A 20,222-nucleotide genomic window follows, 5' to 3' on the forward strand; every position below is an offset into this window, starting at 1 on the left:
CGGTCAGGGGATGGTGCGGCCGAGCAGGGCCTCGATCTGGGCCTTGGCCAACCGGGCGTCGTAGCGCGCCTGGATCAAGGAAAAACGCGCTTGGTTGAGGGTGCTCTGGGAGGTCAGGACGTCGAGCAAGGTCGAGGAGCCCAAGGCGTATCGCTGGTTCTGGACGCGAAGGTCTTCGTCTCCGGCTTCCACCGAGGCCAGCTGGATCCCGATGCGCGCTTCGGCGAGCCGCAGCGAGCCCAGCAACTGGGTCAGCTGCTGTTCCGCTGCGAGGCGGGCATCGCGCAGTTGAGCCTGTGCGTTGGTCTCGGCGATCGATGCGCGGGCCTGGTTTTCCTCACGCGTGAGCCCGTTGAAGATCTGGTAGTTGAAGTTGAGGCGCAGGGTGCGGAGGCTGCTGAACGGGCCGCCGGTTGGTGCAAAGGCTTCGTCGGTGCGCTGGCCGCTGAGGCCGTAGCCCAAGCTGAAGGTCGGCCAGTAGCTGGTCTTTGCCGAGCGGCGCGCCTGGGCGGTCGCCGCCAGCTGGCGGCGCGCGGCGACGATGCTCGGGGATTCTTCCAGCATGCGGCGGATCTCGACCGAGTCCAGCCGCACCTGCGGGACCGCGGCGCCTTCCTCGTTCACCGCCGTGACATTGTCGTTGGTGCCGGTGATGCGGCTGAGGTTGGCCGCAGCCACGCGGATGTTGTTTTCCGCATTGAGGATCGAGAGTTGCGCGTTGCCGACTGCAATCACCGACCGGAGCGAATCTGACTTGGTCGCAGCGCCTGCGGCCACCCGTGCGCTGGCGACCTTGAGCTGCTGATCGGCCTGGGCGAATTGCGCCTGGGCAGCGGCGCGCGATTCCCGTGCGGCGAGGATGTTGAAGTATTGCTGGCTGACGTCCAGCGCAACCCGATAGTTGGAGAGGCGCTCGTTGGCCTCGGCGGCGTCCTGCTCCGCCTGCGCATTGCGCAGGTTGAACAACCGGCGCCCGGCATCGAAGAGTTCGAGGTTGGAGTTCAGGCCGCGAGAGAAGCTCCACGGGGTGGAGATCGCGACGAGGCGCCCATTGGGCCCGAGGTTCTCACCGTTGGAACTCGAGGCGCCCGCGGACATGCTGAACGTGGGGAGAAACGTGCCGTACGCCGTGCGCACGGCGGCATCACTCGCGCGGATCTGACCGCGCGCCGAGACGGTCGATGGCGAATTCAGCTGCGCGAGCCGGATGGCTTCCTCGAGCGAGATGGCGCGGGCGCCGTCCTGCGCGGCCAACGTACCGGGCAGCAGGCCCAGGATCAGGAGTCGCTTCATGCCCGCCCGTCTTCCTTCTTGGTGGAGTCACTCAGGTCGCGGAGCATGGCCTCGAATTCTGCGCGCTGGCGCTCATCCAGGACATCCCGCATGTGATCGCGCGCCTGAAGCTTGATGCTGTCGAGCTGTGGCCTGAGCGGTGCCATCGCCTTGCGATACTGCTGCGAACGCCCGTCGAGGATCGAGTCCATCTGCGCGCGCTGGACCCCAGACAGCTGGAGGCGGCTGGACATGACCTCGACGAGGGGATTCTCGCCGCGGACCACGCACACCTTGCCTCGCTCCATGTATCGATTGGCGCTAAAGCCTAACGCCCCGCCCGTGATAAAGGTTCCAAGGAGAAAGGCAAGCGCCACGTTTTTCTGTGCTTTCACGGTGGCTCCCTAATGCGTGAGGAGGTAGCGGAGCGTCTGGTTGCGATCACGGTCGACCGGAGCCACCACTTCCGAGAGCAGCGGAATCTCCGCCGGGGTGTCGAGCAGTTCGCGCACGGCGAGGCGTTCCTGCGCGGCGCGGGTCTGCCACGAGGCTACCCCGATGACGATGATCGCGGCCGCGGCCGCCGCCAAACCATACCGTGCCCAGCCGGACAGCCACGCGGACCAGTCGCGGCCACTTTCGCCGCGCACGCGGGCCATGACGCGGGCTTCCAGTTCCTCCCAGTATGACGGATTGGAGGGCGCACTGTAGTGCGACACGAGGGTCCGTCGCACGTACATGTCGTCGGCCTCGGGGAGGCGGGGGTCCTGGGAGAAGCTCATAAGTGACTCCGGATGCCGCTAAGCGCCTGGCGCAGCCGGGCGCGTGCGTGATGCAGGTCGGAACGGGCGGTGCCTTCAGGGATGCCGAGCATCTGGCCGATCTCGGCGTGCTTGAACCCTTCTACGTCGTGGAGGACGATCACCGATCGTTGGCGATCACCTAACGATGCCAACGCTGCGTCCAGCCGTCGCCGCAATTCGTCCGACTCGGCCGGGTCACGAAACGGCGAGGCCATGGTGTCGGCGAGTGCGTCGGCGTCCCGCACCTTCTTGCGGCGCGTGATGTCGAGGGCGGCATTGGCGACGATGCGGTGGAGCCAGGCTCCAAAGGCCTGATCGGGGATGAACCGCTGGAGGGCCCGATAGGCGTGCAGGAACCCCTCCTGCACAGCATCCTCAGCGTCCTCGTGCGTGAGCACGATGGCCCGCGCCACAGCGTAGGCGCGCCGCTGATGGATGCGAACCAGTGAGGCGAACGCGTCCGGGTCCCCTTGCTGGGCCGCCACGACGTGTCCCTGCTCCACGGAACGATCGGCGACCTCACCCACGAGGCGGAGCCTCGGGGTCGGGGTCGGCAGCATTCCCGCAGTGGCAGTGGCAGTCGTCACAGGTGGTCAGCAGATCGTCACTCCCTTGAACGCGGTTGTCGCGCGCAATGTTGACCCCGGGGTCATGCGGGCGGCCTCGGCGTGCCATCCAGGCCGAGCACTGGCGCGACGGACCGCATGGAGTCGATGACGAAGCGGATATGGGGCTCGAGTTCGACGCCGAGGTCGGCCGCTCCGTTAATGACATCCTCGCGGTTGACCCCCCGGGCAAAGGCCTTGTCCTTCATCTTCTTCTGGACAGAACGCGGGTCGACCTCGTGGACACTGCGGCTTGGGCGAACCAGGGCGGTCGCCGTGATGAGCCCGGACAGTTCGTCCACCGCAAAGAGCGTTTTCGCCATGCGGGTGACCCGGGGGACACCCGAGTAGGTGGCGTGTCCCAGGATGGCCTCGAGGATTGGTTCCGGATACCCGAGCCCGCGGAGTATCCTCACCCCTTCGGCCGGGTGCTCCGCATCTGGTGAGTGTTCGGCATTCGGCCAGCGCTCGTAGTCGAAGTCGTGCAGGAGTCCGGCGAGCCCCCATGCCTCCTCGTCCTCACCGAAGTGGCGGGCGTAGGCCCGCATGGCGGCTTCCACGGAGCACATGTGCTTTCTCAGCGAATCAGAAGCGGTGTACTCGCACATCAGCGCGTGAGCGGCTTCCCGCGTGGGCAGGGTCATGGCAGGTGATTGGGTGATCGACCGTGGGAAGGTGCCGCTGCAACGCGGTCTGAACCAGAGGCGCCCGCAGCCCGGCAAGTGCAATCGCACTGTCTGGCGGGGTGCGGACCAGGGCAGCTGCCGCGATTGACGACGTGTTTCTGGCGTTCCGGGAAGCTGAGCGCCCGCGGTCGGGCTCGGCGGCGGCTCTACGGGGGATGCGGGAGCCGCGCGAACCCGGGGCCTGCGCTGGGAGCGCGGCCGGCGGGCATCACTGGAGTTTTCGTGGGGTCCCCGAGGGAGCGCCAGTCGGACGAACGGGCGCCCCCTGACGGCGCAGCCTAGTGCTTGGCGGCGCCAGCTGGTGCAGGGCTGTGCGAAGCGAACTTCGCATTCGTCCACTGCACGATTCCGTAAGACATGACGAACAGGAGGACCGCGGTGATGATCAGTCCCTTGAAGGCGGCCGGCTTGTCGTTGTGCATGGAAAGGAGAGGCAGGGAGTCAGGAGGGATTACTCGACCTTCGCGGAGACCAACTCGTCATTCTGGCGAATCAGCGGGAGGACGTCGAGCCCTTCGGTGATGTTGCCGAAGACGGTGTGGACCCCGTCCAGATGCCGGGTGTTCGACTCCGAGAGTACCATGAAAAATTGCGAGCCACCCGTGTCCTTGCCGGCGTGAGCCATGGACAGCGCTCCGACCCGATGTTTTCGCGGATTGCCCTTTGTCTCGCATTTGATGGTGTAGCCCGGGCCGCCGGTGCCCACCGGGCCCTTGGCCGCCTCACCACCCTTGGAGTAGGGATCGCCACCCTGCACGACAAATTCCGGAATTACGCGGTGGAACCGGGTGCCGTCGTAGTAGCCACTATTGGCGAGTTTTTCAAAGTTCTCGACGGTGCCGGGGGCATCCTGATCGTAGAGTTCGGCGACGACGGTGCCGCGGGAGGTGACGATGGTGGCCTTCTTCATCGGGCGGGGAACGGGGTGGTCGGGGTCGAGGTCGAAAGGTAGTCAGCGCCTGTGGGGAGGGCTACACGAGGGCGGATGGACAGTGCGTCCGGAGGGTGCACTCGCCGCATTTGGGCCTGCGGGCATCGCAGACCCGTCGGCCATGCCAGATGAGGAGGTGGGAGAGCAAGGCCCAATGCTCGGCGGGGAAGGCGCGCATCAGGTCCTGTTCGACCTTCACCGGGTCGGTTTCGCTCGTTAGGCCCAGCCGGAGGGCGAGGCGGCCGACGTGTGTGTCCACGACGACGCCCTCGTTGATCCCGAAGGCGTTGCCCAGGACGACGTTGGCGGTCTTGCGGCCCACGCCGGGGAGTTTCACCAGCTCGGCGATGGTCCGGGGGAGCTCGCCGGCGTGCCGCTCCGAGATGGCGACCGCTGCCCCGCCGAGTGAACGGGCCTTGGCCCGAAAGAAGCCGGTCGTGCGGATGACGTCCTCGACGTCGGCCGGTGGCGCGGAGGCGAGATCAGCGGGGGTGGGCCAGCGCCGGAAGAGCTCCGGGGTGACCATGTTCACGCGCTTGTCGGTGCACTGCGCGGAGAGGATGGTGGCGGCGAGCAATTCCCACGGGGATCGGTAGTCGAGCTCGCAGTGGGCGTCGGGGTACAAGGCGGTCAGGGCATCCCATAACCAGCGCGCGTGGTCGATCAGCGCGTCGCCGGAACGCTGGGCGATGCGTGGTTTTGTCTGGGTTGGGGATGGCGAGGTTGTAGTCCCCGGCTTTTTCGGCCCTATCTTCGAGTTCGGGGGGGGGGCCCCCCGCGCCCCGCGGGCCGGGGTCGTGGCGAGCGGCTTTCGCCCGGTCGCCACCTTCGGTCGTCGCTGCGACAAGGGCTGTCGCGGTGCTCCCCCTCCCTTCGGCATCTCGGATCTCTCAGGCGTAGGCTCCAGCGAAACCTACCCCGACTGCCCGCCTGCCACGAACATTCTCAGGCGGGGACCCCGGCAAAGTGACGCAGCTCGTCGATCATGGTGTGGAGCTTCTGCTCCGTTTCGTCGATCTCGGCCGCTGCCTCGTCCACTGCGAGCAGCCCGGCACGCATCGAGGTGGCCACCTTGTTGAGGTGGCGGATGTTCTCGAGGACCTGTTCGGTGAGTTTCCGCAGGCCGTGATGCCGACGCTGGTCTGCCTGGGCACGCCGGAATCGTAGCGTCAGGTCGTGGATCGAGAGGGCCCGCGCATGCGCAGCCACCTCTTGCGACGACCGGCCCGGGATGGCGCCATGGTCCCGCACTCCCTCGTCCTCCCACGCCTCATCGGCAAACCAGAGGTGGCCGACGAACTCGATGCCGTCGTTCTCGATGGCCACCGTGACGTTCCAGGTGCGTCCGTCCGCTTCGACCGCCCCGATGTTCACCTCTTCGGCCTGACCCGCGACTGTCATGGGCCTATCCTCCCGCGGAGTCCCGCAAGAATTGTTCGATGGTGGAGAAGAGAGCCTCTGGCTGCTCCACATAGGGCACATGCCCGGATGCCTCGAGGACGACCAGGCGGGCGCTCATGGCACGGGCGGCCTCGATCGAGGAATCCACCGGGATGGGATCGTGCCACCCGTGCGTGATGAGTGTCGGCACGCGAAGCGATCGCAGTCGCGGGAGGAGGTCAAAATCGCCGAGGCTCTCCCAGATCGATTGCTGGACACGCCCGGTGACCCGGAAGGGGGTGAGGTCGGTGGCTCGTCGCGGGTCGGCGAAGTAGCCGGCGACCGAGAGCTCGAACGCGCGTTGGCGGTAGGCGTCGGGATCACGCTCTCGGAGCCCCGACGCGGCGAGCGCGTCCCGGAGGGCCCGGATCTCCGCCCCCTGTTGGCGACTCGCAAACTCCTCCTCGAACCGGGTGCGATGCGTGCGAGTGACCGGCGCTGGGTCGATGAGAACCAGGCGCCGCGGCATCGGGCCCCCGCGTTGAGGGGCTTCCAGCGCGTAGAGGAGCGCGAGGAGCGCCCCCCACGAATAGCCGACGATCGTGAGCGGGTCGCAGGCGAGCTCCCGAGCCACCCTGGCTACGTCGTGGACCTGTTCACTCCAGCCGATGGGGGCAGGGTCGTCAGTGCGGGAGCGTCCACCCCCACGCTGGTCGTAGAACACCAGCTCGCGCGCGTCCCCAAGGGCGAGCATCTGTGGCAACAGGTAGTCGTGGTGGGCGCCCGGGCCGCCGTGGAGGACCAGGAGGGGCGAGACTCCCGCGGGGCCGTACCTTGCCCAGTAGAGCGGGACGGGAGTCGAGGTGGTGAGGCCGCTCTCGCGCGGGGCAGGGATGGGGGAAGGCATGCCGAAAAGTAGGCGCAGCGTCGCCACCGGAAGTGCTGGTCCCGAGAGGCCATCGCACTCGGCTGGCTTGTGCCACGAGGTGGCATTAGGCTGAACCAGGTGCCAACGGATGAGGCGAAGATGCGCCGGAGTTTGTTTTGCGCCCTTGGGCTGGCCGGCTCGGGAATATTGGGCGCGCAGCCTGTGCAACCGGGCAAGCGGGTGAAGGACACCACGCCGGCCCAGTCGTGGGTCGGTCGACTCGACCCCGCGGCAGAACGACGCGGGGCGAACATCACCGAGAACACACTCCTCCAGTCTGGTGACGGGCTGCGGGTGACCACCGTGGTGCCCGCGATCTACTGGCGCGCGGCCAACCTGGCATCGGGCACCTACATCGTGAAAGCGGACTTCGCCCAGGCGCGCGGGTCGGCCACCGAGTTCCACGGCCTCTTCCTCGGGGGCCGTCAGCTCCAGAAGGGTGTGCAGAACTACCTCTACTGCGGGGTCGCCGGGAACGGCACCTTCGCGGTCCGACACATCAACGGGCCCGAGGTCAATGAGCTGGCCGGGCGTACCGCCAGCGTCGCCATTCGCAAGGCGAATGCGGAGGGGCGAGCAACCAATCAGGTGGCGCTGAAGGTCACGCTCGAGCGGACGTCGTGCGTGGTGAACGGGACCGAGGTCTGGGGTTACGCCACGAAGGCGCTGACCGGCCCCGGGAGGCTGGCGTCGACGGATGGGTTGGTGGGGATCCGCGTGAACCAGGCCCTCGACGTCGAGGTGACCGGGTTCACGATCACGGGGACCTAGGCGCTGACGGCAGGCCGTGCGGCCGCGTCGTAGCCCCTGTATCGCGGGCGCGGGGGGCAGTAACTAACGCGCCGAAGCAAGAAGGACATCGCGCGCCAGGCGCACCGTGCGCACATGCGCCTCGACGGTGGTGGCGACGTCCCGGCCATACCCGCCGGCGATGGTGATAGCGACCGGAATCCCCACGTCGCGGCAGGCGGTGAGCACCATGTGATCGCGCCGCGCCAGTCCCTCGTGGGTGAGGGCCAAGCGCCCCAGGCGGTCCCCTTCGTGCGGGTCAGCGCCCGCCAGGTAGAACACCAGGTCGGGCTGCGCGCGCGCCAACACCGCGGGCAGGTGCCGGCCCAGGACCTCGAGGTACTCGTCATCGCCGGTGCCGTCCGCCAGCTCAACATCGACCATCCCCGCGACCTTGCGGAACGGGTAGTTGCGGGCGCCGTGCATGCTGAAGGTGAAGACGTCGGGGTCACCGGTGAAGATCGCGTGGGTCCCGTTTCCCTGGTGGACATCCAGGTCAACGATCGCCACCCGCCGTACGAGGGCCTCCGCCTGCAAGGCCCGGGTCGCCACGGCCACGTCGTTGAACACGCAGTACCCTTCGCCGTGGTCCGCGAACGCGTGGTGGGTCCCCCCGGCCAGGTTCATCGCGATGCCGGACCGCAACGACTGCTGCGCAGCGGCCAGCGTCCCGCCCACCGCCCGCAATGATCGCTCTGCCAGGGCGGCCGACCATGGGAACCCGAGCCGCCGCACCTCTGAGGCTTCGAGACCCCCGTGCAGGATCCGGTCGATGTAGGATGGGGCGTGGACCCGGGAGAGGTCGGCGACGCTACTCCGCTCCGGTTCGTGAAGGTGCGACGGCTCCACCAGGCCTTCCGCGCACACCCGGTCGCGCAACAGGGCGTACTTCGCGATGGGAAACCGATGCCCGTCCGGGAGCGGGATTTCGTAGCGGGCGGAGGTCCAGCAGTGGAGCGGCATGGCGGCGGTTCGGCGTGGCGCCCCCATCCTAACGCCGCGCGCCGCGGCGTGCGCGAGGTCGTTTCCCGGGGATGCCGCCGTGCGTCAGTACGTGTGGAACACCTCCCCGACTCATGACCGCGCAGAATCCATCCAACCCGGCGTTCAACGGTGAGCTGGCACACCTGGTCTGGCTCCTCGTGTACCGGCCAACGCACCTCGACGCCCAGAAGGGAGCGTTGCGACGCGCGCTGGCGATCGTGCTGGAGGACGGTTGCCGTGTGAGCCAGGTGGATGTCGCCAACGCGGCTGCCGAGTTGTCCAGGGCCGAGGCGCGCCCGGACGACTTCCTCTGGCTGACCGAGCTGGCGGCGCGCATGGGGGCCCACGCGGTGCGCGTGGTTGAAGTGCACCAGGGGGCTCGCGCGGTCGATGTGCTCGGGTTGGCTCGCGCGCTCGCCGCGGCTGGCGCGCAGGACGACGGGCGGTCGTTCGACGCGGAGATCCTGTCACTGGCACCGACCACCTTGACCGTGCACCTGGGGCGGACCGGCTTCGTCCGAACGCCAACCCCGCCCGGCGGAATGCGGCCCATCGGTCTGCGGCCGAGTCTCACCCCGCCGGTGGGCCAGATGTCAGTGGCTGACGCCATCAAGGAGCGAGGGCCCCGCTCAGCACTGGAGACGCCCTCTGCACTCCGGCGCCCGACCCCGGAGGCCGCGGTCCGGATCATCCAGGACGCGATCATGCCGCAGTCCACCGACCTTGCCCCGAGCGACCTGGTGATGCGGTTGCGAGGCGAGCTGACGCCCGACGATGCTCCCCCGGTCCTCGATGAGATCGGCCGGATGCTCGAGAGTGCGGCCGGGGTCGGACGCTGGGACCTCATTGTCGACGTGGCCACCAAGCTGCTGGATCGCGAAGCCTTGGTCACCGACCCGGATGTGCGTCGTGCCTTCGGGATCCAGTTCCGTCGGCTCGCCAAGCCGAGCAACATGCGAGGCATCATTGACCTGCTCGTGACCCGTCGCGAACTCCGGGACGACATCCACCGGTTCCTGCAGCGGCAGGGGGAGCCGGCGGCCGACCTCCTGGTGGAGATGCTCGTCGCGGCCGAGGGCGCCGCGGCACGTCGGGCCTATCGTGATGCGATCCTCAAGTGTCCGAGCGCGGTCGAACCGCTGATGCACCTCCTGCGTGACCACCGGTGGTTCGTGGTCCGCAATGCGGCTGAGTTGTTAGGAGAACTCAACGCTACCGAGGCCGACCAGGAGCTGATCAACACCGCACGACACTCGGACGTTCGGGTGCGTCGAGCGGCCACCCTGGCCCTGATTCGCCTGGGGACGCCTCGTGCCATGCACACGATGCTGCATGCCCTGGTCGATGAGGAAGCAGAAGTGCGCCGCCGCGCGGCCAGTGGACTGGGCGCGATGCGACACAATCCTCGGGCCGCCGCGGGGTTGCTGGCCGCGCTGGACGACGAGGAGGACGCGGATGTCATTCATGCCGTCCTCGCCGCGTTGGGCCATCACGCGACCCCGGAGGTTGTCACGCGGCTCATCAAGGAGTCGAGCGCCGGATCGATTCTCCGGCGCCGGACGTCAGCCCGTCGGGTTGCCGCGATCGCGGGGCTGGCCGAGGCCGCGACGCCAGAGGCGCTGGCCCAGCTGCGCGCACTGGCGGGAGACAAGGACCGGGCCGTGCGAGAGGCGGCGGAGCGAGCGCTCGCCGCCTCCGCTGAACCGGCTACTTCGCCCGCTTGAGGATCGAGTACCCGTAGGAGCTGTCGATCCGGAGTTCGGTGGTCGCCGCTCCCGACATGGTGAACACGTAGTGCGTTTCGTCGTCGGCCCATGTCCCGCCACCGAGGTAGACCAGGGTCACCGGCGCGGGCTCCGGGGTGGGCGTCACCATGTTCCGGTCTGGTCCCGCGCGCAGCCTCAGCGTTCCGTTCTCGACGGCAACCCGGGCGCGCATCGTTTGGCCACGAGAGACGCCGGTGTACTCCCCGGCGAGGGCGTTCATGTCGCCGCTGAAGGTCTCGGTCTTCGCCGGCGCACGGCCGAGGATGCTCATCGCCACGTCGACCGCGAGCGGGTCGGCAGCCATCGGCCCGACGGTGTTGATCAGCACGACCACGGTGAGGGAGTCGTCCGGATAGTAGTGCGATGCTGATACAAACCCGTTGATGCCACCGCCGTGCTCGATGAGACGGTGGCCACCGACGGTGCGGAGGGCGAGGCCGGTGCCGTAGCGGAGCCGCGTGCCGTCGTTGAGCACGCCCGGGGTGATCATCTCCGTGTAGGAGGCCGGGGGCAACACCTGGCCATTGTGCAGGGCGCGATTCCAGGCCGCGAGGTCACGCACCGTCGAGCAGAGCGAGCCTGCGGCGTACGGCCAGGTGTGCACGAGGAATCCCTTGTGGTGCAGTGCGCTGTCCGCCCCGTACTCGTAGCCCTTCACCTTGCGCTTCATGATGTCCTTCTCCGAGCAATACGCGGAGCTCGCCATGCCGGCCTTCTCGAAGAGGTTCTTCTGGACGTAGTCGGCGTAGGACATGCCGGACAGTTTCTCGATGATCAGCCCGGCGAGGAAATAGGCAGAGTTGTTGTAGACCTCGAGCGCGCCGGGGGCGAACTCGAACTTCTCGCGGCTGAAGGCCGCGACCAGGGTATCCTTGGGGAGGTCGCGCAGCATGAGCGGCCCGAACATCGGCATCTCGGTGTATCCCTTGATGCCCGAGGTGTGGTCCAGGAGGCGGCGAATCGAGACCTTCTGCCCCTGCATGGGATAGTCCGGGAGGTGCTTGGAGAGGTCGTCGTCCAGGGCGAGCTTGCCGGCGTCCCGGAGTTGCATGATCGCAGCGGCCGTGAACTGCTTCGTGACGGACCCAATCTCGTACACGGCACCCGCTGGCGTGGGCACTTCGAGCTCCAGGTCGGCCGAGCCGTAGCCCTTCATCAGGACCGTGTCCGCACCCTTCATGACGCCAATGGAGAAGCCGGCGGCTTGTCCCGTCGCCATGCGGGCGGCCGCAATGGAGTCGATGCGCGCGACGATCGCGCGTGCGGGCGCGGAGGACGAGCCACCACCCTGGCAGGCGGTGCCGACGAGGGACAACACAACGAGGCGCGCCGCAGCGCGCCATGGATGATGCTTCATGGGAGGGGTCGCGGGAGGGGAACTACCGGGCGGAAAAATCCGTCGCGCGGGTCACGCGGCGGCAGGTGGCCGCGATTAAGGTAGCGGCGCGATCGACGTCGTCCAGACTCACCATCTCGTTCGGCGAGTGCATGTACCGGTTCGGAATGGACACCAGGCCGGTGGCGACCCCTTCTCGCGCGATATGGATGAAGTCGGCATCGGTCGCGGTGTCGCGTCCGACGGCATGCACCGAAACCGGGATCTCCAGCGCGGCGGCGCCCTCGCGGAGCAGCGAAAACACGACGGGAGAGATCACGGAGCCCCGGGCAAGGACGGGACCTCCGCCCAGCGTGTGGTCGCCGTGCTCCTTCTTCTCGACGCCCGGATGGTCCGTGGCAAAGGTGACATCGACCGCAATGGCCATGACCGGCGAGAGGCGGTTGGCCGCGACGAGCGCGCCCCCTCCGTGGTAGGCGATCTCCTCCTGCGCCGTGGCGACGGCCACGACGCGGGCCTCCCCTGGTTCCGCGGCGTACCGGCGGAGCGCTTCCGCGACGACAAAAGCTCCGATGCGGTTGTCGATGGCGCGCGAGACGAGGCGGCCGTTGGGAAGCTCGATGGCCTGCCCGTCGATCACCCCCGGGTCGCCGACCTGCACGAGCTCAAGGGCCTGAGCCTTGCTCGACGCCCCGATATCGACCCACAGGTCGGTCACCTTGGACGCCTTCTCACGCTCGTCCGGCTTCATCACGTGAATGGGCTTCTTTCCCACGACCCCCAGCACGGGACCGCGGGCCGCCAGGAATCGGATCCGCTGGCCGACGAGGACCTGTGGGTCCCATCCCCCGATGGGCGCGACATACACCAGCCCGCCGTCATCCACCCAGGTGACGATCAGGCCGATCTCGTCGATGTGCCCGGCGAGCATGATGGTGGGTCCGCCGCCACCCTCCACCGTGGCCACGCTGTTCCCCATGACGTCAGCATGCACCACCGCCACGTCAGCGACTCCCTCGCGCCACACACGCGCCGCGGCGCCCTCGAAGCCGGATGGCCCCGGCGTGTCGAGCAATTTCTTCAGGAAGCTGACGGATTGGGCGGAAAGCATCACGAAGGGGAGGCGGGTCGGATGGCGCGGCGTCTCACCCGAACGCGCCCCGAGGCACGCGGGCGCTGGGGGCCGGCGACGGCAGGGGCGGGGGCGGGCGTCGTTACATGGACGAGGTGCGTGGACTCGAGGTAATCCAGCCAGCCCCACCGCACCGACATCAGGAACCCCGGCGCGCCGGAAAGGCCATGAAGGTGATGAGGAGGAACAGCAACCCCGGGATGTACCAGACCGGGGAGCCCCCCAGGAACCAGACCACCGCACCAAAGAGGGCCACGGTTTCGCCGAGCGCCCACCCGATGATCGACCAGGTCTGGCGGTGCGAGGATGCCTCGGACTTGTGGTATTGCTGCAGTGCGAAGGCGGAGCCACCAATGGCCATCACCCAGAGCCCCTGACCGATCCACCGGAGCTGGCGCAGCATATCGGCGGTAAGCGTTGGGGCGTCTGGCGAGAGGCGTGAGGCATAGACGACGCCCCCAAACAGCAGGACGCCGAGCAGCATCGCGAACCGGATCGTGAGGGTGGGAGACATGGTGACCGCGCCTTACATGGATGCTTTGCGTTCGTAGGCAACCTTGCCACCCACCCAGGTGGACAACACCCGCGTCTTGAGCACCAGCTCGGCCGGTACCTGCATGATATCCTGGTCAAGGATGACGAAGTCGGCCAGCTTGCCGGCTTCGAGGGAACCGACCTCCTTCTCCATGTTCCCGGCCCAGGCGGCCCAGATCGTCATCGACTTGAGCGCCTCCTCGCGGGTCATGGCTTCCTGCGGAATCCATCCACCGACCGGCCAATTCTTCGCGTCCTGGCGGGAGAAGGCCGCATGGAAGGAGATCAGGGGATTCACCATCTCCACGGGGAAATCGGACCCGTTCGCGATCACGACTCCCGTGTTCAGCAGCGAACGCCAGGCATACGAGCCAAGCAGTCGGCCCTGGCCGAGCCGGTTGCCCGCCCAGTACATGTCGCTCGTCTGGTGGCTCGACTGCATGGCGGGGACGACCCCGAGCTGGGCAAACCGTGGGATGTCCTCGGAGTGGATGATCTGCGCGTGTTCGATGCGAAATCGATGGTCGCCACTCGGGACGGCGGCCAGCGCCTTTTCGTAGGCATCAAGGACCATGCGATTGGCGCGGTCGCCGATGGCATGTGTGTTGAGCTGGAAGCCGTTGCGCAGGGCGCGGGTCGCAACATCGGCGAGTCGCTCGGGGGCGACGCGCACGAGGCCCGTGGTCTTGGGGTCGTCCGCGTATGGCTCAAGAAGGGCGGCACCACGTGACCCAAGGGCACCGTCAGCGTACGCCTTGATGGCGGTGATCCACAACTTCCCGTCGTGCAGCCCGCGCTGGGGTCCGCGCCGGAAAAAGGTCGCCAGCGAGGAGTCGTCGGGCTGGATCATCACGTAGTGACGCAGCGGATAGTCTCCGGTTTTCGCTAGTTCTTCGTAGACGGCGATTTCCCGTCGCCCAACCCCGGCATCGTGGACGCTGGTCAGCCCCCACTTGTTGACCTCGGCAATGGCGGCCCGCGTGGCCGCGCGCAGTTCCGCATCGGAGGCGGGCGGGATCTTCGCGCCCACGGACCCCATGGCGTCGTCGATGAGGACGCCGGTGGGTGAGCCATCTGCGTTTCGCTCCAGCTTGCCCCCACGCGTGTCCTGGGTCGCGGCCGTGACGTTCGCGGCCTTCATGGCCGCGGCGTTCACCAGGGCGGCGTGTCCGTCCACACGCACAAGGTAGACGGGGTGATTCGGCACCGCGCGTGACAGCGCCTCATGCGTCGGGAAGCGGGTATCGGCCCAGTCGTTCTGGTCCCAGCCGCGACCGACGATCCATTGTCCAGCGGGCGTCTCCTTCGCACGCGCGGCGACGCGTGCGACAATCTCCTCGTAGGATGTGGTGCCGACCAGGTCGACCGTGCGGAGGGCCGAGCCAAGACCACCGAGATGGGCGTGGGCGTCGATCATCCCCGGGATCACGGTTCGGCCGTCGAGGTCGACGACCCGGGTGCCACTTCCTCGATAGGTCATGGCCTGGCGTACCGGACCGGTGAACAGGACCTTGCCGTCCTTGACCGCCATCGCGTCAACGAACGGTCGGTTCTGGTCGACGGTGTAGATGCGACCGTTGTGGACGATGAGGTCGGCGGCTGGCGGCTGCGCGTGGAGCGCAGTGGCGAGACCGAGGAGGGGAAGCCAACAGGTGGTCCGGGACATAATTTGGGGAGAGATGCTCCCGAAACATGCTGACGCAACTCCTCGGCCGGGAGGTGTGGTTCGTGGCGGAACCTCGAGCCCACCGATAATGCCCGTCGCCCGCCTCGCCCTGTGCGCCTGCCTAACGTTGATGCCTGGTGCCCTGGTGGCACAGGGTGGCGCGGTGGCGCCCCGAGTGGCCCAGGTCGTCCGCGCGGCCGCCGTGCCCACGATAGATGGTCGGCCGACGGAGTCAGCGTGGCACGCGGCTCCGCTCCTCGGCGGCTTTGTCCAGCGCGAGCCATTCGAGGGGCAACCCGCCTCGGAGCGGACCGAGGTGCGCTTCCTGTACGACGACGACTTCCTCTACGCGGCCGCCTGGCTCTACGACCGGGAAGCGTCGGCGATTGTCGAAGGGGAAGTGCGACGTGACGTCGACGTGTCCGAGATGGACGGAGTCATCCTGGTGCTCGACACGTTTCGCGATCGACAGAATGCATTCCTGTTCGGGACGTCGGCGGGTGGGATCGAATACGATGCGCAGGTGACGCGGGAGGGGGAGGGCGGGTTCAGCGGGAACACGACCCGCCAGCAGGCCGGGGCGGGGGGTGGGCTCAACCTCAACTGGGATGGCAAGTGGGAGGTGCGCACGTCGCGTGACAGCGCGGGCTGGTATGCCGAGTTCCGGATTCCGTTCGCGACGTTGCGGTACGCGAAGGCCGGGCCGCAGGAGTGGGGACTGAACATCGTGCGGTTCATCCGGCGCCGGAACGAGGAAAGCGTCTGGTCGCCGCTGCCGCGCCAGTTCACGCACCTGCGCGTCTCGATGGCCGGGACGTTGCAGGGTGTGTCGCCGCCCGTGCAACGGCCGCTGCAGGTCACGCCGTATGTGTTGAGCGCGACCTCGCGGCAGTTCGCCCCCGGGGCGGCCACGAGAAGCACGGGAGAGTTTGGCGGCGACCTCAAGCTCGGGGTGACGTCCAGTCTCGCACTTGACCTGACGTACAACACCGACTTTGCACAGGTGGAGGTGGACGAGCAGCAGGTCAACCTCACCCGCTTCAACCTCTTCTTTCCAGAGAAGCGCCCCTTCTTCCTGGAGAATGCGGGCATCTTCGCCGTGGGCACGCCGCAGACCGTCGACCTCTTCTTCAGCCGGCGCGTCGGGATCTCCGATAACGGGACCCCGGTGCCGATTGTCGGGGGCGGGCGGCTGACGGGCCGGGCGGGGGGGATGCAGCTGGGACTGTTGAACATCCAGACGGATGGGGTCGGGGCGATTGCGCCGGTGAACAACTCGGTCGGTCGTGTGCTGAAGGAGTTGCCGAATCGGTCACGCGTCGGACTGTTTGCCTCGCACCGTCGCGACACCGAAGGGACTCCCGATGGCAATACCACCCTCGCGGTCGACGGTCGGCTCGGCGTCGGGACGGCGTGGACCTTCGATGGCTACGCGGCGCAGACCACCACCGATGGCGCGCTCGGGACCGGTTATGCGTACGCGGCGAGTGGGGCGTACCTCACGCGGACGTGGGAGGGCGGGCTGACGTATCGCGAGGTGGGCGAGGGTTTCAACCCCGCGATGGGATTCATGGAACGTGGCGCCAATCGGTTCGTGAGTGCGCGAGTGCTGTACCACATTCGGACCCCGGGGGTGCGCTGGTTCCGCGAGTTCCGCCCGCACATCACCTATCGCGAGAACTTCGACCTCGACTGGTTCACCCAGACGCGGTTCTTGCACTTCGACTCGCACTTCGAGTTCGCCAATGGGTCCTTCTTCCAGCTGCCGGCGTTCAACCTCACGCGCGAGGGGCTGCGGGCGCCGTTTACGATCGCGCCGGGGGTGACGATCCCCGCCGGGTCCTACACGAACGCGGAGTGGGGGTTTGCGTACAACTCCAACCTCAGTGCGCCGGTGTCGGTGCAGGGACGCATCGACCTCGGCGGCTTCTATTCCGGGCGTCGGGCGGGCGCGCAGGGAACCCTTAACCTGCGACGTGGCGAGACGTTCACGGCCCAGCTGCGCTACAACTACTACGATGTCACGCTACCGGAGGGTGCCTTCTACACCTCGGTGACCGGGATGCGTCTGTCGTATGCGTTCACCCCGCGGATCTACCTGCAGTCGCTGCTGCAGCGGAACAGCCGCACGGGCCAGTTCAGCAGCAACGTGCGGTTGGGGTGGCTGGGGGACGCGGGGACGGGCCTGTTTGTGGTGCTGAACGACACGGAACTGATGCGCCCGGTCTGGTCGTCCCAGGATCGCGCGTTGATGGTGAAGTTCACTCGGCAGTTCGAGTTGAATCGTTAGGCACTGTCCGTCTCCAACCACCGTCCGCGCCGCTACGATGCCCGAAGCACCCGCCGATGCCCGGCGCTTTCCGTGGGCCGACCACCTTGGCACCATCCTGACCGCCGGCTACCTCCTCCTGGTCGCCATTGGGATGTTCCACAGCTTGCTGGGATACCGACACTTCGGGATCAACATCCTCGACTACGCGGAGGCCAGCGACTTTCTCCTGGCGCCGTTCCACGATCCCATGGTCATGCTGGTCACCGTACTGCCCGCGTTTCTGGCGTGGCGATACCTCGTGTTTGTCGAGCGGATGTCGCGCCGCGCCACGGAGCGCCGTCGAGCCACCGGCCAGGGGCTTGCGTGGTGGGAGAGCAGTGACGCGGCCAAGGCACGGATGAGGCCGTACGTACCGGTGATGAGCGTCGCACTCGGGCTCTTCTGGGTGTTTGTGTCGGCGAGCTCGTACCAACGGATCAACGCGTACCGAGCGATGCGGGGACTGGGAACGAATGTCACCCTGGAGCTGTCGGACGGCACCCTGGAGCAGGGGACCGACGCGCGCCCCCTCGTCCTCATCGGGACCACCGGCCGATACGTGTTCCTGTTTCGCACGCAGGAGTTCCGCACCGTGATCGTGCCGACGGAAAGCGTGCAGCGCATCCTCCCGATCGGCTCGCTGCCGGCGTCCACCGTGGAGCGCCGACAGCGCACCTGGGAGCGGCTCGATCGCTCCCAACGCGACACGGCAGCGCCGTGAATCGGCTAGGCGGCAGCGGGAGGTTCCGCGGCGCGATCCGCTGACGCGGCGTCGCGCGGCGCGTCTCCACCCAGGCGGCCCGAGGCCCCCGGCAGCTCAACGCCGGCGATCTCCTGCAACACGTTCATCATCGGCGGCAGGCTACGCGCCATCCCCTGCAGGAAGCCGGAGGCCCCGCCCGTACCCTGGCCGTTCCCGCTGTCCCACACGACCACCTTGTCGAACTTGATGTTCGAGATCGCCTTGGCCGATGTCTCCGCCAGGGTGTCCAGCTTCTCGATCATCAGCAGTTGAAAGGCTTCCTTGGCCCCTCCGGCCGCCGCGACCAGCTCCTTCATCGCGTCGGCCTTGCGTGCCAGGATCTCGTACTGGCCGCGCGCTTCCGCCTCCAGCTTGACGAAGATCGCGCGTGCCTCGGCTTCGGCCTCGATGCGGCGGCTCTCCGCGGCCGCTTCCGCCTCGACGATGGTCTTCGCCTTGAACGCCTTTGCCACGGCCTCCAGGGCGGCCCGCTGCTCCGCCTCCACGCGCTCCGCGTCGGCGATGGCCGCGCGCGCGAGGGCCCGGTTCTGAGCCTCCTGGACTGCCGCCTCCGCTTCGCGCTTCCTCGTCTCCGACACCTGGTACGCCTCGGCTTCGCGAACCTGCAGCTGTGCGCGCGTCGTCGCGATGAGTGCCTGAGACGTCGCCTCGCCTTCGATAGCGCGCTGCTCCGCCTCGGCCACCGCGATGCGCCGTTCCCGCTCCGCGTCCTTAATCTGCGCGTCGCGCTCGAACGCGGCGCGTTGCTCCCCGATGCGCTGCTCCTTGTCCAACTCCGCCATGCGCACAGCCTGCTCACGCTCGGCCTGTTTCACCAGCGCTTCGCGCTGCAATGCCGCCGTTTGCTCGCCGACCCGCTGTTCCTTGTCGAGTTCCGCCAGGCGCACGAGCTTCTCGCGGTCGGCTTCGCGCATGCCGATCTCGCGGAACTTGCTCGCCGTCGCCACCTGCACGGAGCGTTCGCGCTCTGCCTCGGCCACGCGCACCTCACCGAGCTTCTCCTGGTCCGCTACGTCACCACGCGCCTGCTGCACGGCCATGGCGGCTGCCTTCTTCCCGATCGCCTCGATGTAGCCCGAGTCGTCCTTGAGGTCGGTGATGTTCACGTTGATCAACACGAGCCCGATCTTCTTGAGCTCGGGCTCGAGCGAGGTCTGAATGCGATGGAGGAAGCCCTCGCGATCGCGATTGATCTCCTCGATGCGCATGGAGGCGATCACCTGGCGCAGCTGGCCGAATATGATGTCCTGCGCCTGGCGCTTGATGAGATCGTGGTTGAGCCCCAGCAGGCGCACGGCGGCATTTCCACGCACCTCGGCCTCCGTGCCGATCGCCACCGTGAACACGCTCGGTACGGCGACGCGGATGTTCTCGAGCGACAGCGCATCCTTGAGCGGGATGTCGATCTGGATCGGCTCCAGGCTGAGGTAGGCGTACTCCTGGATGACGGGCCAGACGAAGGCTCCACCGCCCGAGATGCACTTCGCGGCGCCGTCGCCCCCGACGCGGCCGGAAATCACGAGCACGCGGTTGGCCGGGCAGCGTCGGTAGCGCGTGACGAAGAGTGCCACGACCCCGCCGATCGCGGCCGTCGCCAGGGCTGGAATGCCGAGGGTCACGAGCCAACCACCGACATCAGCCACCTGCAACAGGCCCAGTACGTCAGGAAACATCGTTTGCCTCAGGGAGGAGGGGGAGGGACGTCGCGACCACGAGGGTGTCCTGGTCGATGTCCGTGACGAGGATCGTCGTGCCACTGGTTATCGCCGGTCCAGGGGTCACGGCAGGGAGCTCAAGCAGGCGATCGTGCAATGCCACCAACACCTTTCCCGCTCCTTTGCGCTGCGCAGGAATCGTAAGGTGCACACGGCCCTCGATGCCAATGGCGGATCCCAGGTCGAGGGTCTTATCCACTTCCAGCCGTCGGAGCGAACGCATGAGCCACGCGATGCCGGTCGACGCGCCGAGGCCGCTGGCGATGCCGAGCCCCAGCGCGAGGACCGGGCCAGTGCCAGCGCGGAGCGACGCAAAGCCGATGATGCCAAGGAACCCGGTGCCCGCCGCGAGGGCCCGCACGCTCAGCAGGTCCAGTCCATCGTGCGTGAGCGTGTGGGGGTCAGTCGACACGTCGTGCGAAGCCAGGTCATGGTCACCGCCCATGCCCAGAAGGCTCATCGCCAGTTGCGCGGTCAGGACGACCCCACCAATGGCAAAACACGCAAGGAAGAACGTCGCCACGAAACGCCTCGACCGAGTGTGCCCTCAAGCTGGGGTCCGCGCCCAGCCAGTACCAGTGGTGATGGCCCGGCTGGGCCGCTTGACTCGACGCCCGAAAC

Annotated in this window: 21 protein-coding genes; 4 read left to right on the forward strand and 17 right to left on the reverse strand. The window is 67.5% G+C overall.

From position 1 onward, the window contains the following. Nucleotides 1-3: 3 nt before the first annotated feature. The 10 genes from IPK85_11510 to IPK85_11555 all read right to left on the reverse strand — a co-directional run bounded on the left by IPK85_11510 (nucleotide 4) and on the right by IPK85_11555 (nucleotide 6,584). Entirely contained in the window at nucleotides 4-1,293 is a 1,290-nt protein-coding gene (locus IPK85_11510) for a TolC family protein (GenBank protein MBK8248011.1), read from the reverse strand. Beyond that, nucleotides 1,290-1,667, reverse strand: coding sequence for a hypothetical protein (locus IPK85_11515; GenBank protein ID MBK8248012.1), 378 nt, complete (start codon nucleotides 1,665-1,667; stop codon nucleotides 1,290-1,292). The genes IPK85_11510 and IPK85_11515 overlap by 4 nt, the downstream gene beginning before the upstream one ends. 9 nt (nucleotides 1,668-1,676) lie before the next feature. Beyond that, entirely contained in the window at nucleotides 1,677-2,054 is a 378-nt protein-coding gene (locus IPK85_11520) for a hypothetical protein (protein ID MBK8248013.1), read from the reverse strand. Next, the gene (locus IPK85_11525; GenBank protein ID MBK8248014.1) at nucleotides 2,051-2,635 is read right to left on the reverse strand and encodes a sigma-70 family RNA polymerase sigma factor; all 585 of its coding nucleotides are present in this window, start codon (nucleotides 2,633-2,635) and stop codon (nucleotides 2,051-2,053) included. The genes IPK85_11520 and IPK85_11525 overlap by 4 nt, the downstream gene beginning before the upstream one ends. Nucleotides 2,636-2,724: 89 nt before the next feature. After that, nucleotides 2,725-3,318, reverse strand: coding sequence for an HDIG domain-containing protein (locus IPK85_11530; protein ID MBK8248015.1), 594 nt, complete (start codon nucleotides 3,316-3,318; stop codon nucleotides 2,725-2,727). 326 nt (nucleotides 3,319-3,644) lie between these two features. Beyond that, entirely contained in the window at nucleotides 3,645-3,788 is a 144-nt protein-coding gene (locus tag IPK85_11535; GenBank protein ID MBK8248016.1) for a hypothetical protein, read from the reverse strand. A gap of 29 nt (nucleotides 3,789-3,817) precedes the next feature. After that, the gene (locus tag IPK85_11540) at nucleotides 3,818-4,276 is read right to left on the reverse strand and encodes a peptidylprolyl isomerase (protein MBK8248017.1); all 459 of its coding nucleotides are present in this window, start codon (nucleotides 4,274-4,276) and stop codon (nucleotides 3,818-3,820) included. 61 nt (nucleotides 4,277-4,337) lie between these two features. Beyond that, nucleotides 4,338-5,177 (reverse strand): endonuclease III, encoded by an 840-nt coding sequence (gene nth, locus IPK85_11545; GenBank protein ID MBK8248018.1) that lies wholly within the window; start codon nucleotides 5,175-5,177, stop codon nucleotides 4,338-4,340. Between the two features lie 65 nt (nucleotides 5,178-5,242). Next, nucleotides 5,243-5,698, reverse strand: a complete 456-nt coding sequence (locus IPK85_11550; GenBank protein ID MBK8248019.1) for a hypothetical protein — start codon at nucleotides 5,696-5,698, stop codon at nucleotides 5,243-5,245. Between the two features lie 4 nt (nucleotides 5,699-5,702). Next, nucleotides 5,703-6,584, reverse strand: a complete 882-nt coding sequence (locus tag IPK85_11555) for an alpha/beta fold hydrolase (GenBank protein MBK8248020.1) — start codon at nucleotides 6,582-6,584, stop codon at nucleotides 5,703-5,705. A gap of 120 nt (nucleotides 6,585-6,704) precedes the next feature. Between IPK85_11555 and IPK85_11560 the strand changes: the two genes are divergently transcribed. Beyond that, on the forward strand, nucleotides 6,705-7,376 hold the full coding sequence (locus IPK85_11560; GenBank protein ID MBK8248021.1) for a hypothetical protein: 672 nt from the start codon (nucleotides 6,705-6,707) through the stop codon (nucleotides 7,374-7,376). A gap of 63 nt (nucleotides 7,377-7,439) precedes the next feature. Here the strand turns inward: IPK85_11560 and IPK85_11565 are convergent, their stop codons facing one another. Beyond that, a complete protein-coding gene (locus IPK85_11565) occupies nucleotides 7,440-8,357 on the reverse strand; it encodes a histone deacetylase (protein MBK8248022.1) in 918 nt (305 codons plus the stop codon). 113 nt (nucleotides 8,358-8,470) lie between these two features. Here IPK85_11565 and IPK85_11570 point away from each other — a divergent pair, with 113 nt between their 5' ends. Next, on the forward strand, nucleotides 8,471-10,102 hold the full coding sequence (locus IPK85_11570) for a HEAT repeat domain-containing protein (GenBank protein ID MBK8248023.1): 1,632 nt from the start codon (nucleotides 8,471-8,473) through the stop codon (nucleotides 10,100-10,102). Here the strand turns inward: IPK85_11570 and IPK85_11575 are convergent. The 4 genes from IPK85_11575 to IPK85_11590 all read right to left on the reverse strand — a co-directional run bounded on the left by IPK85_11575 (nucleotide 10,086) and on the right by IPK85_11590 (nucleotide 14,812). Then, on the reverse strand, nucleotides 10,086-11,501 hold the full coding sequence (locus IPK85_11575) for a beta-lactamase family protein (GenBank protein ID MBK8248024.1): 1,416 nt from the start codon (nucleotides 11,499-11,501) through the stop codon (nucleotides 10,086-10,088). The genes IPK85_11570 and IPK85_11575 overlap by 17 nt on opposite strands. Nucleotides 11,502-11,523: 22 nt before the next feature. After that, nucleotides 11,524-12,591, reverse strand: a complete 1,068-nt coding sequence (locus tag IPK85_11580) for a M20/M25/M40 family metallo-hydrolase (GenBank protein MBK8248025.1) — start codon at nucleotides 12,589-12,591, stop codon at nucleotides 11,524-11,526. 160 nt (nucleotides 12,592-12,751) lie between these two features. After that, complete coding sequence (locus IPK85_11585) at nucleotides 12,752-13,126, reverse strand: hypothetical protein (protein MBK8248026.1); 375 nt, start codon at nucleotides 13,124-13,126, stop codon at nucleotides 12,752-12,754. Nucleotides 13,127-13,138: 12 nt separating this feature from the next. Then, nucleotides 13,139-14,812, reverse strand: a complete 1,674-nt coding sequence (locus IPK85_11590; GenBank protein MBK8248027.1) for an amidohydrolase — start codon at nucleotides 14,810-14,812, stop codon at nucleotides 13,139-13,141. Between the two features lie 88 nt (nucleotides 14,813-14,900). Here IPK85_11590 and IPK85_11595 point away from each other — a divergent pair, with 88 nt between their 5' ends. Continuing rightward, on the forward strand, nucleotides 14,901-17,102 hold the full coding sequence (locus IPK85_11595; GenBank protein ID MBK8248028.1) for a carbohydrate binding family 9 domain-containing protein: 2,202 nt from the start codon (nucleotides 14,901-14,903) through the stop codon (nucleotides 17,100-17,102). 37 nt (nucleotides 17,103-17,139) lie between these two features. After that, nucleotides 17,140-17,844, forward strand: a complete 705-nt coding sequence (locus IPK85_11600) for a hypothetical protein (protein MBK8248029.1) — start codon at nucleotides 17,140-17,142, stop codon at nucleotides 17,842-17,844. A gap of 5 nt (nucleotides 17,845-17,849) precedes the next feature. Here IPK85_11600 and IPK85_11605 read toward each other — a convergent pair whose 3' ends face one another. Together IPK85_11605 and IPK85_11610 are read right to left on the reverse strand one after the other, a co-directional pair. Further along, complete coding sequence (locus IPK85_11605; GenBank protein ID MBK8248030.1) at nucleotides 17,850-19,559, reverse strand: flotillin family protein; 1,710 nt, start codon at nucleotides 19,557-19,559, stop codon at nucleotides 17,850-17,852. Then, complete coding sequence (locus IPK85_11610) at nucleotides 19,549-20,124, reverse strand: hypothetical protein (protein ID MBK8248031.1); 576 nt, start codon at nucleotides 20,122-20,124, stop codon at nucleotides 19,549-19,551. The genes IPK85_11605 and IPK85_11610 overlap by 11 nt, the downstream gene beginning before the upstream one ends. Nucleotides 20,125-20,222 lie beyond the last annotated feature (98 nt).

Source organism: Gemmatimonadota bacterium, assembly GCA_016712265.1.
GTDB lineage: Bacteria > Gemmatimonadota > Gemmatimonadetes > Gemmatimonadales > Gemmatimonadaceae > RBC101.

Bases quoted from the DNA above. Each gene is read 5' to 3' on its own strand.
- IPK85_11555 (MBK8248020.1), bottom strand. From the start codon at position 6,584: ATGCCTTCCCCCATCCCTGCCCCGCGCGAGAGCGGCCTCACCACCTCG.
- IPK85_11570 (MBK8248023.1), top strand. From the start codon at position 8,471: ATGACCGCGCAGAATCCATCCAACCCGGCGTTCAACGGTGAGCTGGCA.
- IPK85_11575 (MBK8248024.1), bottom strand. From the start codon at position 11,501: ATGAAGCATCATCCATGGCGCGCTGCGGCGCGCCTCGTTGTGTTGTCC.
- IPK85_11560 (MBK8248021.1), top strand. From the start codon at position 6,705: ATGCGCCGGAGTTTGTTTTGCGCCCTTGGGCTGGCCGGCTCGGGAATA.
- IPK85_11590 (MBK8248027.1), bottom strand. From the start codon at position 14,812: ATGTCCCGGACCACCTGTTGGCTTCCCCTCCTCGGTCTCGCCACTGCG.
- IPK85_11510 (MBK8248011.1), bottom strand. From the start codon at position 1,293: ATGAAGCGACTCCTGATCCTGGGCCTGCTGCCCGGTACGTTGGCCGCG.
- IPK85_11600 (MBK8248029.1), top strand. From the start codon at position 17,140: ATGCCCGAAGCACCCGCCGATGCCCGGCGCTTTCCGTGGGCCGACCAC.
- IPK85_11585 (MBK8248026.1), bottom strand. From the start codon at position 13,126: ATGTCTCCCACCCTCACGATCCGGTTCGCGATGCTGCTCGGCGTCCTG.
- IPK85_11520 (MBK8248013.1), bottom strand. From the start codon at position 2,054: ATGAGCTTCTCCCAGGACCCCCGCCTCCCCGAGGCCGACGACATGTAC.
- IPK85_11550 (MBK8248019.1), bottom strand. From the start codon at position 5,698: ATGACAGTCGCGGGTCAGGCCGAAGAGGTGAACATCGGGGCGGTCGAA.
- IPK85_11525 (MBK8248014.1), bottom strand. From the start codon at position 2,635: ATGCTGCCGACCCCGACCCCGAGGCTCCGCCTCGTGGGTGAGGTCGCC.
- IPK85_11565 (MBK8248022.1), bottom strand. From the start codon at position 8,357: ATGCCGCTCCACTGCTGGACCTCCGCCCGCTACGAAATCCCGCTCCCG.
- IPK85_11535 (MBK8248016.1), bottom strand. From the start codon at position 3,788: ATGCACAACGACAAGCCGGCCGCCTTCAAGGGACTGATCATCACCGCG.
- IPK85_11605 (MBK8248030.1), bottom strand. From the start codon at position 19,559: ATGTTTCCTGACGTACTGGGCCTGTTGCAGGTGGCTGATGTCGGTGGT.
- IPK85_11540 (MBK8248017.1), bottom strand. From the start codon at position 4,276: ATGAAGAAGGCCACCATCGTCACCTCCCGCGGCACCGTCGTCGCCGAA.
- IPK85_11595 (MBK8248028.1), top strand. From the start codon at position 14,901: ATGCCCGTCGCCCGCCTCGCCCTGTGCGCCTGCCTAACGTTGATGCCT.
- nth (MBK8248018.1), bottom strand. From the start codon at position 5,177: ATGCCGAAGGGAGGGGGAGCACCGCGACAGCCCTTGTCGCAGCGACGA.
- IPK85_11580 (MBK8248025.1), bottom strand. From the start codon at position 12,591: ATGCTTTCCGCCCAATCCGTCAGCTTCCTGAAGAAATTGCTCGACACG.